The following is a 15801-nucleotide window of genomic DNA, read 5'->3' on the forward strand; positions in this document are numbered from 1 at the left end:
AAGTGTTATGGCTTATGGCCCGGGTATCGGCCGGCTGGCAATGCGGAGCACTGGGGGGTGCAGGATTTGCTCCGGCCGCAACACAGTGGCCAGGCGGTCGTAGGTTTCCTGGGGCATCTGGCTGTCGGTGATCACTACCAGGTCTTGCGGGCCGACGAGTTCCAGGTCGCGTAATACCGCCAGGCCATGGACGGTTTCCCGGTTGGTCTTGCCATCGATCACGCCACGAAGCCTGAGGCCGGATTCCTGGGCACTGAGATTGGCGATTTCGGCAAGCTCGCCGGCACCAGCCAGGAAAACGCGGGCATCGGCGCCGAGCGGGCGTAGCAGCTCGCTGTATTCAGCTCGAACGCGCCGGAAGAAATCCAGGGAATCCGATAAATACTGCGAAACCAGACGGCCTTTTTCGGCAAAACCATGGGGCGTGAGGTAATAGGCGAAGCGGCGGGCGGGCGCTTCCGATACCTTGATGTAGCCCTTGTTGATGGCCCGCCGCAGCAGGGCGTTCACCAGCCCCACGGCGACGCCGACCTGCTTGGCGAGGGAGCGCTGGTTAGCGTTTTCCGTTCCCTCGACAGCATTCAGCAGGTCCAGCGTCTCGCGCAGGTGCTGGTCTGTAGCATGGCGGGCATCATCGGCGTTCATAATGTGAACACTATACTGTTCATACTGTGAACGTCAATCTCGCCGAACCTAAATCATGGGAAAACAGGTTATTTCCCGGTCTCATATAGACGGAAATTAACGCTTTCCGCGACCAGTGGCAGGTTCAACTCCCAATCCCGGGGTACCAGGATATCGGTAAAACCGTAGCTCGCCGCCAGGGCTGCCCATTGCCCGGGGCTGCGCTGCTGCCATTGCCGACGCAGGCAGGGGGAACTGACGTAATTGCAGTCCGGGTCGGTGCTGAACAGTGCGATGCCATAGACCTGCTCCAGCAGGTCTGCCTGGGCTGCGGCCTGTTCACCGAGATAAGGCAGGGCGGTGACGGTGAGCGGGTCGAACAGCACCGGCCGGCGGGTCTGTAACTGGCCCCAGAGCTGCCATGTCGCGTAGTCGCCGGTGAACAGCAGCAGGCCCGGCCGGCCATGGCTGGCCTTGAGGGCGGCATCGTTCTGATAGTAGGCAAGCCGGTCGTCCATGCCGCGCCAAAGGCCCAGGCTCTGCTGTGCCATGGCGATCAGGCCCACGGCCAGCGCCAGTCCGGTGGCGGCATTGGCCAGCAGTGGCCGCCCTTTGCCGTCTGGCGACATGAGGGCAAACAGGCTCGTCCCCGTGGCGATCAGCGGAATCACCACGAAATCCGTCGCCGGCCAATGTTGCAGCAGGTTCGCCGCGCGCAACGCCAGCAAGGCGCCGCCGGCGATGATGGCCATGACGGCGGCGATGCGCAGCAGCAGGCCGGGCAGGCGCCCGGCAAGCGCTGGCCGCAGCGGCTGCAGCAGGGCCAAGGGCATGGCAGCGATTGCCAGCAAGGTGGCACTGGTGCCGCGCTCGGCATGGCCTGGGGCGAATACCAGCACGATCCCCGCCCAGCCGAGCAGCAGCGCTGGCAGTGCCATGCTGCTTGCCGCGCCGCGTTCGCGCCCCAGGATGCCGATCAGCAGCGCCGCGAATAGCGCCGCGTTGATATTGAGGAAGCGGTTGGGCATGGCCGAGAATAGTTCCACCGGAATCCAGGCATCCGGCCAGTGATAGACCGAGGTGGCGATAGCAGCGAACAAGGCATTGATGCCGAGCAGCAGAAACAGCAGGCGCTGCGCGCCGCCCAGGCTGCGCCAAGCCAGCGCGCCATAGCCAATCACCAGCATGACCGCCGCGATGACCTCCAGCAGGGTAAGTGATGGCCGGATAGCGGCGCGGTGGCCATCATGTAGGCGTGAATAATCCAGGATCGCCTGTTTTTGTGCGTTACCAAGGCCCTGTGGCATCGGAAACAGCCTGAAATGCAGCCACACCACCAGGGCGGAGAGAACAAGGCCGATCAGGCCCCAGGTCACGGCACGGCGGGTTTCCGCCGGCCGGCTGCCATACTGTACCAGCACGGCTAGGCCGGCGATGCCGGCACCCCACAGGCCGACTACCGGATGCGTCACCGGCAGCAACCCGGCAAGCAGCGCGCCCGCCCTGGTCCAGCCCATGGCGAAATAGGCCGCCACCAGGGTGATGAGCGTGATGGTGAAGCCACCATAGCCATAGTCGGCAGGCGGCAGGATGATTGGATAATTCAGGCCGCGCAGGGCCGCCAGGCTGGCATAGATGAGGCAAGGCGCCAGCATTGCAAGCAACTGGCGGCGGCATATTGCCAGGATCAGCAGGCCCCAGGCCTGGAAAGCTGCGGCGGTGAGCAGGCTGCTAAAGCTGATCGATACTGCGCGCTCGTCCAGTCCGGCCATCAGAAGCCAGGCAGCAATGTAATGCTGCAGCACTGGTATCTTCATCAGGTAGAGGTAGCGGAGATTCTCGCTTGGATAATGCACCAGGTCGGCGATCACTTGCCCCGGCTCAATGATCGCCTGCCAGCCAGCGCCGGCACCACCGAGCAGCGCACCTGCCAGCGCACAGAAAATAGCAACAATACTGCCATGCGGCGTGCCCGCCGCTTCAGCCTGTTGATGTGAAACGCTTTCCCATCGCGGCATGGCCGCACGATCCATTCCTGTTGGCGGCGCTGATCTGTGGCCGGGCATTGTGACGACGCCGCCTTGCTCTATGATGCGGCGCGTCAGCATACGGAAAACCGCTCCGGTCGCAAATGCAGCTCTTTGCCGATTTTTTTGCCGATGTACTGCTGCGGTTGGAGGAATACCGGCTGCTGGCCATGCTGGCATTTATTGTGCTGCATGTGGCTGCGGCAGCATTGCTGCTGCCTTGCTCGCAATTCACCTTGCTGGCCGGCACCCTGTGGGGACCGGCGGTTGGCTTCGCGCTGTCATCAGCCGGCATGCTGGCTGCGGCGGCAACCACACATCTGCTGGGCCGGAAGGTGCTGGCAAAACGTATCGATGGTGCCAAGGGGCGTTTTCGACGCATAACCGATGCGGTGCATAATGTCGCCGAAACGGTTGGGCCGGGTTGGAAGCCGGTGCTGCTGCTTCAGGGGCTGCCGCTGGTGCCGGCCTCAAGCACCGGCTACGTTTTCGGTGTCATCGGCACGCCGCTGCACATCTTCCTGCCGGTAACGTATATCGCCACGTTGCCGCAGCATGCGCTGATCGTCTTCTCGGGCACCCTGCTGCGCGATGCGGTTGCGGTCGGCGAAGTCCGTCTCTACCTGGCTTTTGTGTTGCCGGCGGTGGCGGTAGCATTCATCCTGCTGCCGGTTTTCCAGCGCCGGATGCGGGCCTGGCTCTCCGGACGATCCTGACGCGCTAGTCGAAACCGACAGTATTGTCGACGATATAGCGCGGCCGGCCACGCACATCCTTGTAGGTGCGCACCACATAAATCCCCACGGTGCCGATCGCCAGTAGCAAAGTGGCCCACAGCATCAGGCCAAGGCCGATGAACAGCGCCATTGTGTAGCCTGGCGTATCGGTAAACATCATGCCCAGAGCGGCGACGACCGTAAGCAGCAGCGAGGCGCCAAGCACTGTCACTGAAAGCACGCCGATCAGATAGATCGGCGTGAAGGAGAAGGACGTGATGCCGCCGAGCAGTGCCTGCCAGGGATTGCGGCTGAACACCGGGAAATGCGATTTGCCCTCGTGCCGCGCGTCGCGGATATACGACACGAAGGTCTGCTGGTAGCCGATCCAGATCACTAGGCCGCGCAGGTAGGGATCGTTCTCGCGTAGGGTCAGCAGGCGGTCTACCACCACGCGGTCGAGCAGTTTGTAGTCGCCGCAATCCATAGGTAGCTTGATGTTGCTGCCGAGCTGGATGGCGCGATAGCCCATCCGTGTCACAAACAGCTTGAGCGCGCTTTCGCCCAGGCGGCGTTCGCGCACGGTATGCACCACCTTGGAGCCGGCATGCCATTGCGCAAGCAGCGTGGGGATCAGCTCCGGCGGATCCTGCAGGTCGCAATCGAGGTAGATGACGGCGGCGCCGCGGGCATGCTCCATGCCGGCCAGGGCGCATTCGGAAACGCCAAAACGCCGTGACATGTTCACCACCTTTACCCGGCTATCGCGGGCATGCAACTCCTGCAGCACCGCCAGTGACCGGTCGGATGAGACATCGTTGACGAAGATGATTTCAAAATCCTCGGGCAATGGCTCGAATACCTTGGTGACCCGGGCCACCAGCAACGGGATGTTCTTCTCCTCGTTGCGGAAGGAAACGACGATGGAAACCAGAGCCGGGGACATGGTGGACGGCATGATGCGGCGGTTCTCCTGGAAGGCCTGGCGGTTAGGCTGCGAATCGGCTGACATTCTAGATTAAGGCGCCGCGGGAGCGGAGTACCGAGGGCAAAAAATCGCCTGGCAGGCTGGCCTGAAATCCCGCATTTTGCCCAGGAATTGAAGATAAACACTTGCGAATACACGGTAAAACGTCTATCACCCGGCGGGCCTCCAGGGCGGCGCACCAGCCCTCCCCGCCAAGCCGGAAAAGTGAGCCGAGGTGGATTCCCCTATGACCAAGCTCCCTGTCGCCAGCCTCGATCCGGCCGACCTGTCGCGGCTGTATCGGAAGCTCCGATTGATCCGTCGCGTTGAAGAGGAAACGGCCCGGATCTATCCCTCCGACAAGATCAAGAGTCCGGTTCATCTCGCCATCGGCCAGGAAGCCGTATCGGCGGCGGTATGCGACGTGTTGCGCGCCGACGATGCCGCCTCGGGCACATATCGCAGCCATGCCGTCTATCTGGCGAAAGGTGGCAATGTGGCGGCAATGATGGCGGAGATGTATGGCAAGGATACCGGCTGCTGCCGCGGCAAGGGCGGCTCGATGCATATCATTTCGCCGGAAGCGAATGTGCTCGGCTCCTCGGCGGTGGTTGGCACCAATATTCCGATTGCTACCGGCTATGGCCTGAAGCTGAAGCGCGAAGCGCAGGGCCGTGTCTGTGCCGTGTTCTTTGGCGATGGCGCCACCGAGGAAGGCTGCTTCTACGAGAGCGTGAATTTCGCGATGCTGCACCGGTTGCCGGTATTGTTCGTCTGTGAAAACAACGGCTTTGCGATCCATGAGCCGCTGTCCAAGCGCTGGTCCAGTGAAGATATCTGCGGTCGCGTGTCGGCTTTTGGCATGCCGGTATACCGAATCGCCGATGGTGACGTACTTGCTATCCGCGAGGCTGCCGCTGAAGCCGTTGCGCGCATGCGGCGCGGCGAAGGCCCCAGCTTCATCGAGTGCAAGGTCTACCGCTGGCGCGAGCATGTTGGCCCAGCGGAGGATTTTGACCAGGGCTATCGCGCGCGCAGTGAAGCAGAGCCTTGGATGAGCAACGACCAAGTGGCACGCGTCGGCGCGATGCTCGATCCCACCGAGCGTGCGGCCATCGACGCTGCCATCGAAGCGGAACTTGCAGTCGCCATCGAGTTCGCCGAAGCCTCGCCTTTCCCCGCCGCACAGGAGTTGTACGCCAATGTCTACGCCTGAGCGCCTGCTGCGCTATGTCGATGCGCTGGCCGAGGCCGTGGCGCAGGAAATGGAGCGGGATCCTAGCGTTTTCGTCATGGGCCTGGATGTGGACGACCACAAGGCGATTCAGGGCTCCACCCGAGGTCTGCTGCAGCGCTTTGGTGCTGACCGGGTTTTCACCACACCGCTGTCGGAAGATGCCATGACCGGCGTGGCTATCGGCGCGGCCATGGCGGGCATGCGGCCGATCCATGTGCATATCCGCATGGACTTCCTGATGCTGGGCATGAACCAGCTGGTGAACATGGCAGCGAAGGCGCATTACATGTATGGCGGCGCGGTGAAGGTGCCAATGGTGGTGCGCTGCATGATTGGCAAGTCATGGGGCCAGGGCGCCCAGCATAGCCAGGGCCTGCATTCCATGTTCATGCATGTGCCCGGCCTGAAGGTGGTGGCGCCGAGCAATGCCCATGATGCTAAGGGTTGCCTCATTGCCGCGATCCGCGACGATAATCCGGTGATCTTCATGGAGCATCGCCTACTCTATGGCCTGGATGCCTATGTGCCGGAAGAGCCGTTTGCGGTCGAACTGGGCAAGGCGCGCATCGTCGCCAAGGGCAATGACATCACCATTGTCGGCATTTCCAACATGCTGGTGGAATGCCTGCGGGCTCGCGAATTGCTGGCCGAGCAGGGCATCCACGCCGAAGTGATCGATCCGATCACGCTATCGCCGCTGGATAGCGAAACAGTGCTGCAATCGGTCGCCCGCACCGGCAAGCTGCTGGTGGTGGATAATGGCTGGACAATGTGTGGCGCCAGTGCGGAAATCCTAGCCCGCGTTGCCGAAACACGCGCGACGCGCGGTGCCGTAGTGCAGCGCATGGGTTTCGCACCCACTACCTGCCCCACCTCGCCGCCGCTGGAGCAACTTTTCTATCCGAACCCCGCCACCATCGCCGCCGCCGCTCATGTCTTGGTGCGGCCCGATGCAGAGGCCTGGATGCCTACCGCAGACCAGGCCAAGCTGGCGTATCAGGCGCAATTTCGCGGCCCCTTCTGAGCCGCAGCTTTAGGGGATTGTCAGCGATGTTCTACGAATTGGCCGCGTCTTCCTGGGGTGTTGAGGAAATCCAGGCGATGCACCGCGTCATCGACAGCGGTTTCTTCACCATGGGTGAAAACGTCAAGAAGCTGGAGCGCCAGTTCGCCGACTATTTTGGCATGAAGTATGGTATAATGGTGAATTCCGGCTCTTCGGCCAATCTGGTGTCCACCGCGGCGCTGTTCTACAAGAAGCATTGCCCACTGCAGCGTGGCGACGAAGTGATTGTGCCGGCCATCTCCTGGGCCACCACTTACCACCCGCTGCAGCAATACGGCCTCAAGCTGCGCTTTCTTGATGTTGACCTGCACTCGCTCAACATGGATATAACCCGCCTCGAAGAGGCGCTGACTCCGCGTACCCGCGCCATTGTGGCGGTGAGCATCCTTGGTAACCCGGCCGAGCTCGACGTGCTACGCAACTTCGCCGACAAGCATGGCCTCTACTTGTTGGAAGACAATTGCGAGTCGATGGATGCGGAACTGAATGGCCGCAAGACCGGCACATTCGGCCACCTCAACACCTTCAGCTTTTTCTTCTCCCACCATATTTCCACCATGGAAGGTGGGATGATCCTGACCGACGATGTGGAATTGGCGCATCTCTGCCACTCTATTCGTGCCCATGGCTGGACGCGCGATCTGCCTCCTGACACCACCATCTACGAGCGCAAGGGCAGCGATTTCTATGAGGCCTACAACTTTATCCTGCCGGGTTATAACGTGCGGCCATTGGAACTGTCGGGCGCCATCGGCCTTGAACAGATCAAGAAGTTGCCGGCGATGACCGCGCAGCGGCGCAAGAACTGGGCACTGTTCCAGGAGCTCTTCGGCACGGATGAACGCTTCATCATCCAGCGTGAGCACGGCAAGAGTTCGGCCTTTTCCTTCACGCTGATTCTCAATCCGGCCCTGAAGGTGGATCGCGAGCGTGCTTTCGCGGCGTTGCGCGACGCCGATATCGGCTATCGCATCATCACCGGCGGCAATTTCCTGCGCCACAGCGTAATGAAGTACTACGAATATGAGATTGTCGGCGACGTAAAGAACGCCGACCTTGCCCATGATCACGGCTTCTTTGTCGGCAATCATCCGCAAGACTTGACGCCGCAGCTCGAACGGCTGCGCAATGCCCTGCACAACTTTGTCTAATCCTGGGAGTTTGGCTGATGGCTGCGCGTAAAACCTCCGTGCTGGTGACTGGTGGTGCCGGCTATCTAGGCGCGATCATGGTGCCCGAGCTGCTGCAAGCGGGCTACCGGGTTACAGTGCTCGACAACTTCATGTTCAAGCAGGCATCGCTCAACCATATCTGCGTTCACCCAGATTTCGATGTGGTGCGTGGCGATGCACGCGACGAAGCGGTGCTGAAGCCGTTGATAAAGGATGCGGACTACGTCATCCCGCTGGCCGCTCTCGTCGGCGCGCCACTTTGCAATAACGATAAGCTCGGCGCCACCAGTCTTAATCGCGATGCGGTGATCACCCTGACCAGGCTGCTTTCCAAGGAGCAGCGCATCCTGACGCCGATCACCAACTCGGGCTACGGCGTCGGCGAGAAGGGCAAGTTCTGCACCGAGGAAACGCCGATGCGACCGATCTCCCTCTATGGCACCACCAAGGTGGAGGCTGAACAGGCAGTGATGGCGCGCGGTAATGCTATCAGCTTCCGGCTGGCCACTGTCTTCGGCATGTCGCCGCGGATGCGGCTTGACCTGCTGGTCAATGATTTCGTCTACCGTGCGGTGTTCGACCGTGCCGTGGTGCTGTTCGAGCCGCATTTCAAGCGCAACTACATCCATGTGCGCGATGTCACGCGCGCCTTCCTGCATGGTATGGCGAATTTCGAGGCAATGCGCGACCAAGCCTATAATGTTGGCCTTTCGGATGCCAATCTGTCAAAGCTGGAGCTGTGCGAACGCATTCGCCAGCATCTGCCGGGCTTCGTGTTCCCCGAGGCGCCGGTGGGTGAGGATCCAGACAAGCGTGACTATATCGTTTCAAATGCCAAGATCGAGGCGACCGGCTTTGCCCCGGCCTACGGCCTGGATATGGGTATCCAGGAACTGATCAAGGGTTACCGGATGATCCGAAACAGCCTTTACGGCAATATCTAGGCTGGTGGCCCGGTGCCCACCGGCATTATGATGCATAGGCATGGCTCGGCCATGGCATGGAGCCCCGCATGACGGCGACCGAACAACTCGATCTCCTGTTGATCAATCCGGGTGGTCGGGAGAAAATCTACCAGAAGCTCGGCGACAGCCTCACGGCGGTGGAGCCGCCGCTGTGGTGCCGCCTGATCGCCGGCTATGCGCGCGACCGCGGCTACAAGGTGACGATTCTGGATTCCGAGGCTGAACAGATCGGTCCAGCCGGCATCGCGGCCAAGGTTGCCGCGTTGGCGCCGCGCCTCACATGCCTGGTGGTGTTTGGCCATCAACCTTCCGCATCCACGCAGCAGATGGTTGGTGCGCGCGATGCTTGCGAGGCGATCAAGGCTGACCTGCCGGAGATGCCGATCCTGATCGTCGGCGGCCATGTCTCGGCGCTGCCCGAGCGCACGCTGCAGGAAGAACCGGTGGACTTCGTCTGCAAAGGCGAGGGGCCAGTCACCACTGTGCAACTGATCGATCAGCTCAAAGCACCGGTGCCGGATTTTACCCAGGTGGCCGGCCTAGTCTGGCGCGATGCCGTCGGCAAGGTTGTGAACAACAAGCCCGCTGAACTGATCAAGGAACTAGATATCGACCTGCATGGCAATGTTTGGGACTTGCTGCCAATGCAGAAATACCGGGCGCATAACTGGCAGTGCTTCGGCGACTTGCCGTCGCGCATACCCTATGCCTCCGTCTATACCTCGCTTGGCTGCCCCTATAAGTGTACGTTCTGCTGCATCAACGCGCCGTTTGATGTGAACCGCTACCGGATGCGCAAGCCTGAAGCCGTGGCTGCCGAGATCGATCTGCTGCACAACACCTATGGCGTAAAGACCTACAAGTTCATCGACGAGATGTTCGTGCTGAACGATCGCCATGTGATGGCGATCTGCGACCTGCTGATCGAGCGTAATTACGATCTGAATATCTGGGCCTATGCGCGCGTCGATACGGTGAAGCCGCATATGCTCGAGAAGCTGCGCAAGGCCGGCTTTCGCTGGCTCGCGCTTGGCATCGAATCCGGCTCCAAGCACGTACGCGATGGTGCGCAAAAAGCCCTGCGACACGAAGACATCATCAGCATCGTGCGCCAGATTCAGGCAGCCGGCATCAGCGTGATCGGCAACTTCATCTTCGGCCTGCCCGACGACGATGCTGAGACCATGCGCGAAACCTTGGAACTGGCGCAGGAGCTGAACTGCGAATTCGCAAATTTCTACTCCGCTATGGCTTATCCCGGTTCCCCGCTTTACACACAGGCGGTGGCCAATGGCTGGGCGCTACCCGATAATTGGTCGGGTTTCTCTCAGCATTCCTATGATTGCCAGCCGCTGCCAACCGAGAAGGTTTCCGCGGCCGAGGTGCTCGCCTTCCGCGACGAGGCCTTCCACGCGTATTTCGAGCACCCCCGCTATCTCGACATGGTTACCCAGCGCTTCGGCTGGGATACCCGCCGCCATATCGAAGAGATGGCGCGGCATCGCCTGAAGCGCAAACTGCTGGAAGAACGGGAGCGCGCGGCTTGAGCGTGAGTTGCGCCGAGGAAGGCCTGGAGGCCGTTATTCTCGCAGGCGGATTGGGCACGCGGCTTCGTGGCGTGCTGGGCGACATTCCGAAAGTGATGGCACCGGTTGCTGGGCGACCGTTTCTTGACTGGCTGCTCGAAGCGCTTGCTGCAGCCGGCATCACGCGCGTGTTGCTCTGCCTTGGTCATCTAGCACATAAGGTGGTGGCGCATCTGCAGGATCAGCCACCGCCGCTGGCGGTTTCCTGGGTGATAGAGCCATCGCCGCTGGGCACTGCTGGTGCATTGCGCCTGGCACGGCCGCAGCTCACCGGGCGGCGCGTGCTGGTGATGAACGGCGATACCTGGATTGGCTTTGACATGCCGGGATTCCTGGCGGCTTTCGAAACTGCCGGCACCATGGGCGCGCTGGTTTTTGCCGAGGTCGCTGATGCCGGCCGTTACGGCAGCCTGGATATTGATGCGGATGGGCGTATTCGCGCGTTCCTTGAAAAGGATGTGGAGCGGCATGGCGGCGGTGCCATCAATGGCGGCGTCTATCTCTTTTCCGCAGCCCTGCTGGACCGCGTTGCCGCTGCCGATGCGGTGTCGCTAGAGCGCGATATACTGCAGTATCTGCCGCCTGGCAGCCTGCTCGGTTTCCGTGCCAGCGGCGATTTCATCGATATCGGAACGCCAGAAAGCCTGGCGGTTGCACCATCGGTGATGGGCGCCGGCGCTTTTGGACGTGTGCCGTGATCATTAGCCGCACGCCTTTCCGCATTTCATTGTTCGGCGGCGGTTCCGATTATCCGCATTGGTATCGCAGCCATGGCGGCCAGGTGCTGGGCTTTGCCATCAACAAATACTGCTACATTTCACTGCGCGAACTGCCGCAGTTCTTCGGACATCGTCATCGCCTGGTCTATTCGAAGGTCGAGACGGTCAATCGGCTTGAGGAAATCCAGCATCCGGCGGTCAGGCATGTGCTGCAGGAGATGAAAGTCGATCTCGGCGTGGAAATCCATCACGATGGTGACCTGCCGGCGCGCTCAGGCCTCGGCTCCTCCTCGTCCTTCACGGTTGGCCTGATCAATGCCATAGAGGCGCTTCGTGGCCGCATGATCAGCAAGCAGCAGCTTGCTCAGGAGGCGATCCGCATAGAGCAAGATGTGATCCGCGAGAATGTTGGTTCGCAGGACCAGATCTGGGCCGCCTATGGCGGGTTCAACCGCATCGATTTTCACCGTGATGGTGGCTTTGAAGTGGCGCCGCTTATCTTACCGGTGATGCGCCGCGATGCCCTGATCGGCAACCTGATGCTGTTCTTCACGGGCATTTCACGGATTGCTTCGCAGATTGCCGGTGAGAAAATCGCCGCACTAGATGAAAAGGCCGCGCATATCCGCCGCATGACCGGTTTGGTGGACGAGGCTGTGGCGATCCTGAACCGGGAGCGTGGCGATCTGGATGATATCGGCCATTTGCTGCATGAATCTTGGCAGTTGAAGCGTGAATTGACCGGCTCGATCTCGACCCCAGACGTCGATGAGATCTACCAGCGTGGCCGTGCGGCCGGTGCATTGGGCGGCAAGCTGCTGGGAGCCGGCGGTGGCGGTTTCATGGTGTTCTATGTGCCGCAAGGATGCCGCGATGCAGTGCGGGCCGCGTTGGCCCCGCTGATTGAAGTGCAGGTGAATGTCGACATGTCAGGCAGCAAGATCGTGGTCTATGAACCCGATGGGCTCCAGAGCCGATGAAGCATATACCAGAAAACATTGTCAGCCTGCTCGCACGCCAGGAAGGCAAGGGCAACAGCAAGTGGCGGGTCTTCTACGATCACATTCGCGGCGCTAATGGCACCGAGGTGAGCGACTATCTGGTGCTCGAGCCGCGTTCGACCCGGCCCGACCAGATAACGGGTGCCAGCGTGCTGCCGTTGGTGGGCGACCGTATCGTGCTGCTGCGCACCTATCGCCATCCACTAGCCGAATTTGCCTGGGAATTGCCGCGCGGCTTCGTCGATCCTGGCGAGGAGCCAGAAGCGGCGGCCTTACGCGAACTGGAAGAGGAAACCGGCTTGCTTTGCGAGCCGAGCAATCTGCGCCGTATCGGCACTTTTACGCCGGAAGCCAGCACCATCATTGGCCGAGGCGCGCTGTTCGTGGCCAGCGATTGCCGGCCAGGCGGTACGCGGCAGGAAGACGAACCGGGCCTTGGCGAGATGCATTTCTTTACGCGCGCGGAGATCGCCGGCCTGCTGGCGCAGCATGCCATCCAAGATGCTTCCACGCTGGCTGCGCTGTTCCTAGGCCTAGCTCATTGGCCGGGAAGCTGACGCGTATGACGGGCGACTACGATCTGGCGGGAAAGCGGGTCTGGGTTGCCGGACATCGCGGCATGGTCGGCTCGGCACTGGTGCGGCGCTTGGCGCGCGAGGGTTGCGAGATGCTCACCGCCGATCGGGCCGAGGTCGATCTGCGCCGCCAGCAGGATGTGGAGGCCTGGATGCGCGTAGCGCGGCCGCAAGCCGTGTTTATCGCAGCGGCCACTGTCGGCGGCATCCATGCTAATTCCACTCGGCCGGCGGAATTCCTCTACAACAACATGGCGATTGAATCCGCCATCATCCATGCTGCGCATGAGATTGGTGTGGAGAAGCTGCTGTTCTTTGCCTCGAACTGCATCTATCCCCGGCTCTCGCCGCAGCCGATGAAGGAAGAATATCTGCTCACTGGTCCGCTCGAGCCGACGAATGAATGGTATGCCCTGGCGAAAATCACCGGCATCAAGCTCTGCCAAGCCTACCGGCAACAATATGGCCGCGATTTCATTTCCTGCATTCCTGCCAACTTGTATGGCCCCGGCGACAATTACGATCCAGTGCAGGGCCATGTGCTGCCGGCCTTCCTGGCCAAGCTGCATCAGGCGAAGCAGGAGGGGCGCGACAGCGTGGAGATCTGGGGCACTGGCAAGCCGGTGCGCGAATTCATGCATGTCGACGACATGGCCGATGCCGCCATTCACCTGATCCGGTATTACGCGTCTGCCGAGCCCATCAACGTCGGCAGCGGCGAGGGCATCAGCATACAAGACCTGATGCATTTGGTCGCCGATGTGATCGGCTATCGCGGGCGTTTCGTCAATGCGCCCGACAAGCCCGACGGCATGCCGGTGAAGCTGCTCGACAGCAGTCGCATGACTGCGCTCGGCTGGCGGCCACAGGTTACACTGCGCACCGGCCTTGTTGGTGCCTATGGCGATTATCAGGCCTATCTCAAAGACCGCGGCGCGGCCTGAGGCCTGAGGCGGTAGCCTCTAGCCGATTACCTTCTGGATCTCCAGTGCCTGGCTCGCTGCTATTTCAGGCACCGACTGGAAGGCGGTACGCACTAGCATGGTGCCACTCTTGCGGCCCCAGAGGATCGTCTCGCGGGCGAAGCGCTTCTTGTCGCCGGCGAAGTCGATCGGGCTAGTGGTCATGCTCTGTGGGATGGCCACAAGTGGCACCGGCTGTGTCGAGAAGCGCCGTTCAAAATATTCCGGCAGGTTATGGCGGAAGTTGAAGGCGGTTTCGTCTGGAAGGTAGCGGCTCGGAATGCGTGCACGCTGATAATGCATCACTTCCTCAAGGTCGGCGCGGTCGAAGATTACGCCACGGCTCGCCAGGAAATCGGCTACCAATTCCTCGAACTCGGCATAGAAGCGACCGAGATCCTCGGCGGCATTGAGGAAGGTGGATTCCTCCACATCCCAGTATATGTCGCCGTATTCGCGCAGCGCTAGGCCGCGGCCGGCGCCATCATTCAGCATGTTATCGATGAGTGCATCGTAGGAATCGAGTTCACGACCCAGCATGGTCTCGCCACGATCAGGCATGTCGCGGTCGGAGATATATTGGATCAGATCACTCGCCTTGGTGCCGAAGCGATCGCGCAGCCAGATCATCACATAGAAGCCAAGTTTCATCGAATGCAGCACCATGGTGATCCACGAGAGGCGCACCATGCGGCGCCACTCGGCTTGGGTCATGGAATAGGTCTCGGTGATCACATGCTCGAATTCGGTAACCCAAGATTTGTCGCGGATACTGCCGTGAATCTCGTTCAGTTCGATCTGCTTGGTTTTAATGCCGAATTTTTCACAATAAGCCGGATCGCCGAGCTCTGTATTGTTAAACACCTGACAGAGATAGATGAAGAGCTGGTTCTTCAGGCCGGATTCCAGCAATTCGTCGATGCCGTTCTTCCATGTGGTGACCGTCTCGCCGGGCAGGCCGAGAATCAGCTCGCTGTATATCGGTACATTCGCGTCATTGAAGCGCGTCTGCAGGTTGGTGTAGGTCGACATCTTGATGTTGCCGCGCTTGATATTCTTCAGCGTGGTCTTGTCGTTGGTCTGACGGGCAAGCGTGATGCCCTTTTCCAGTCCCTTGCTGTGGAACAGCAGGCCAATATTGAAAATAGTTTCGTCGGTATTCTTGCCGAAGCAGGTGCGGAACTTGTCTGGATAGCCGTACTTCTCCTTCACCGACACGATGAAGTCGGCGATGTCGGGATCGCGCTTGTGCATGCCAAAATTGGAATCGGCATTGAAGACATAGAGGATCTTGTTGCGGCCAGCCCAGTCGAGCTCGGCAAACACACGGTCCATGTCGTGGTAGCGGTATTTGCGGCTCAGGCCGCCGCGGCCCCAGTAACAAAAGGTACATTGAAACGGGCAGCCGCGATTGGTCTCGATGATCGCCTGGAAATCCAGCGTATCGCTGCGCAGCGACAACAAATTGTCGAACACGCCTTCAAGATAGGGCGAGGGATAGGAATCCAGGTCGCGCTGGAAGGGCCGCTCTTTCGCTACCTCAATGATCGCGCCATCGCTCTTGCGGCGGTAGGAAACATTCGGAATGTCGTCGAACTCGCGGCCTTCGAGATGATACAGCAGAATATCGAGGAAGGTTTCCTCGCCTTCCGCCCGCACCGCCACATCGATAAAGGGGTGCCGTTCCATATAGGCCGTGGGATGATGCGGTACATTGGCGCCACCGAAAACGATCAGGCAGTTTGGCCACCGGCGGCGCACTTCGGCAGCCACCTTAAGGTTAAGCTGCTCATTCCACATTGCGACCGAAAAGGCGGCCACGTCCGGCTCCTCGGTATACTGGGCCATGACGTTGTCGAAGCTGTCGATGGAGAAGATAGGGCGCATGAACTGGTAGTTTGCGCGCACAACATCTGAGGTCTGCGCGTAGCATTGCAACAGGCCTGAGACGAGGGGCAGATAGCACATCTTGCCCATACGAACATTGTATTCGTTAAAATAGACCCGCTTCATCGGCCCAACCTTAGCATCTTCAATCATTTGGCGGCTTGCCACCTGTTGAAGTGTCTATCATGCCAGACTGGGCTTGTCTCAGTAATCCTGTGTATTTGTTAATAGATTCTGGTTCGGTGGGGGCGTATGCCGGCCCCTGGGTGAACCGATTCCGGCCCTGGTTGGGCTGCT

At 60.4% G+C, this 15801-nt stretch carries 14 protein-coding genes; 10 read left to right on the top strand and 4 right to left on the bottom strand.

All coding sequences use genetic code 11. From position 1 onward, the window contains the following. Positions 1–12: 12 nt before the first annotated feature. Positions 13–645, bottom strand: a complete 633-nt coding sequence (locus V6B08_RS06280) for a winged helix-turn-helix domain-containing protein (RefSeq protein ID WP_341978898.1) — start codon at positions 643–645, stop codon at positions 13–15. 68 nt (positions 646–713) lie between these two features. After that, the gene (locus tag V6B08_RS06285; RefSeq protein ID WP_341978899.1) at positions 714–2642 is read right to left on the bottom strand and encodes a putative glycosyltransferase family protein; all 1929 of its coding nucleotides are present in this window, start codon (positions 2640–2642) and stop codon (positions 714–716) included. 113 nt (positions 2643–2755) lie between these two features. Here V6B08_RS06285 and V6B08_RS06290 point away from each other — a divergent pair, with 113 nt between their 5' ends. Next, positions 2756–3367, top strand: coding sequence for a TVP38/TMEM64 family protein (locus V6B08_RS06290; protein WP_341978901.1), 612 nt, complete (start codon positions 2756–2758; stop codon positions 3365–3367). A 4-nt stretch (positions 3368–3371) separates the two neighbouring features. Here V6B08_RS06290 and V6B08_RS06295 read toward each other — a convergent pair whose 3' ends face one another. Continuing rightward, positions 3372–4379 (bottom strand): glycosyltransferase family 2 protein, encoded by a 1008-nt coding sequence (locus V6B08_RS06295; RefSeq protein WP_341978902.1) that lies wholly within the window; start codon positions 4377–4379, stop codon positions 3372–3374. A gap of 202 nt (positions 4380–4581) precedes the next feature. Between V6B08_RS06295 and V6B08_RS06300 the strand changes: the two genes are divergently transcribed. From V6B08_RS06300 to V6B08_RS06340, 9 genes are all read left to right on the top strand, one after another. Continuing rightward, on the top strand, positions 4582–5550 hold the full coding sequence (locus V6B08_RS06300) for a thiamine pyrophosphate-dependent dehydrogenase E1 component subunit alpha (protein WP_341978903.1): 969 nt from the start codon (positions 4582–4584) through the stop codon (positions 5548–5550). Beyond that, positions 5537–6595: an alpha-ketoacid dehydrogenase subunit beta gene (locus V6B08_RS06305; protein WP_341978904.1), complete on the top strand. Its 1059-nt coding sequence runs from the start codon at positions 5537–5539 to the stop codon at positions 6593–6595. The genes V6B08_RS06300 and V6B08_RS06305 overlap by 14 nt, the downstream gene beginning before the upstream one ends. A 26-nt stretch (positions 6596–6621) precedes the next feature. Then, complete coding sequence (locus tag V6B08_RS06310) at positions 6622–7788, top strand: DegT/DnrJ/EryC1/StrS family aminotransferase (protein WP_341978905.1); 1167 nt, start codon at positions 6622–6624, stop codon at positions 7786–7788. Positions 7789–7805: 17 nt separating this feature from the next. Next, the gene (locus V6B08_RS06315) at positions 7806–8753 is read left to right on the top strand and encodes an NAD-dependent epimerase/dehydratase family protein (protein ID WP_341978906.1); all 948 of its coding nucleotides are present in this window, start codon (positions 7806–7808) and stop codon (positions 8751–8753) included. A 68-nt stretch (positions 8754–8821) separates the two neighbouring features. Next, the gene (locus V6B08_RS06320; RefSeq protein WP_341978907.1) at positions 8822–10321 is read left to right on the top strand and encodes a B12-binding domain-containing radical SAM protein; all 1500 of its coding nucleotides are present in this window, start codon (positions 8822–8824) and stop codon (positions 10319–10321) included. Positions 10322–10323: 2 nt separating this feature from the next. Continuing rightward, entirely contained in the window at positions 10324–11058 is a 735-nt protein-coding gene (locus V6B08_RS06325) for a nucleotidyltransferase family protein (RefSeq protein ID WP_341981601.1), read from the top strand. After that, a complete protein-coding gene (locus V6B08_RS06330) occupies positions 11055–12059 on the top strand; it encodes a GHMP family kinase ATP-binding protein (protein ID WP_341978908.1) in 1005 nt (334 codons plus the stop codon). Before V6B08_RS06325 ends, V6B08_RS06330 begins: the two co-directional genes overlap by 4 nt. Next, entirely contained in the window at positions 12056–12637 is a 582-nt protein-coding gene (locus V6B08_RS06335) for an NUDIX hydrolase (protein ID WP_341978909.1), read from the top strand. The genes V6B08_RS06330 and V6B08_RS06335 overlap by 4 nt, the downstream gene beginning before the upstream one ends. Positions 12638–12642: 5 nt before the next feature. Next, a complete protein-coding gene (locus tag V6B08_RS06340) occupies positions 12643–13599 on the top strand; it encodes a GDP-L-fucose synthase family protein (RefSeq protein ID WP_341978910.1) in 957 nt (318 codons plus the stop codon). An 18-nt stretch (positions 13600–13617) separates the two neighbouring features. On the opposite strand, the gene V6B08_RS06345 is transcribed toward V6B08_RS06340, so the two are convergent. Next, on the bottom strand, positions 13618–15657 hold the full coding sequence (locus tag V6B08_RS06345) for a B12-binding domain-containing radical SAM protein (protein WP_341978911.1): 2040 nt from the start codon (positions 15655–15657) through the stop codon (positions 13618–13620). Positions 15658–15801 lie beyond the last annotated feature (144 nt).

The organism is Ferrovibrio sp. MS7 (assembly GCF_038404985.1).
GTDB lineage: Bacteria > Pseudomonadota > Alphaproteobacteria > Ferrovibrionales > Ferrovibrionaceae > Ferrovibrio > Ferrovibrio plantarum.

Excerpts from the sequence above, each read along its gene's own strand:
- V6B08_RS06320 (WP_341978907.1), top strand. The coding sequence starts at position 8,822 with ATGACGGCGACCGAACAACTCGATCTCCTGTTGATCAATCCGGGTGGT.
- V6B08_RS06290 (WP_341978901.1), top strand. The coding sequence starts at position 2,756 with ATGCAGCTCTTTGCCGATTTTTTTGCCGATGTACTGCTGCGGTTGGAG.
- V6B08_RS06305 (WP_341978904.1), top strand. The coding sequence starts at position 5,537 with ATGTCTACGCCTGAGCGCCTGCTGCGCTATGTCGATGCGCTGGCCGAG.
- V6B08_RS06295 (WP_341978902.1), bottom strand. The coding sequence starts at position 4,379 with ATGTCAGCCGATTCGCAGCCTAACCGCCAGGCCTTCCAGGAGAACCGC.
- V6B08_RS06300 (WP_341978903.1), top strand. The coding sequence starts at position 4,582 with ATGACCAAGCTCCCTGTCGCCAGCCTCGATCCGGCCGACCTGTCGCGG.
- V6B08_RS06340 (WP_341978910.1), top strand. The coding sequence starts at position 12,643 with ATGACGGGCGACTACGATCTGGCGGGAAAGCGGGTCTGGGTTGCCGGA.
- V6B08_RS06280 (WP_341978898.1), bottom strand. The coding sequence starts at position 645 with ATGAACGCCGATGATGCCCGCCATGCTACAGACCAGCACCTGCGCGAG.
- V6B08_RS06310 (WP_341978905.1), top strand. The coding sequence starts at position 6,622 with ATGTTCTACGAATTGGCCGCGTCTTCCTGGGGTGTTGAGGAAATCCAG.
- V6B08_RS06345 (WP_341978911.1), bottom strand. The coding sequence starts at position 15,657 with ATGATTGAAGATGCTAAGGTTGGGCCGATGAAGCGGGTCTATTTTAAC.
- V6B08_RS06335 (WP_341978909.1), top strand. The coding sequence starts at position 12,056 with ATGAAGCATATACCAGAAAACATTGTCAGCCTGCTCGCACGCCAGGAA.
- V6B08_RS06315 (WP_341978906.1), top strand. The coding sequence starts at position 7,806 with ATGGCTGCGCGTAAAACCTCCGTGCTGGTGACTGGTGGTGCCGGCTAT.
- V6B08_RS06285 (WP_341978899.1), bottom strand. The coding sequence starts at position 2,642 with ATGCCGCGATGGGAAAGCGTTTCACATCAACAGGCTGAAGCGGCGGGC.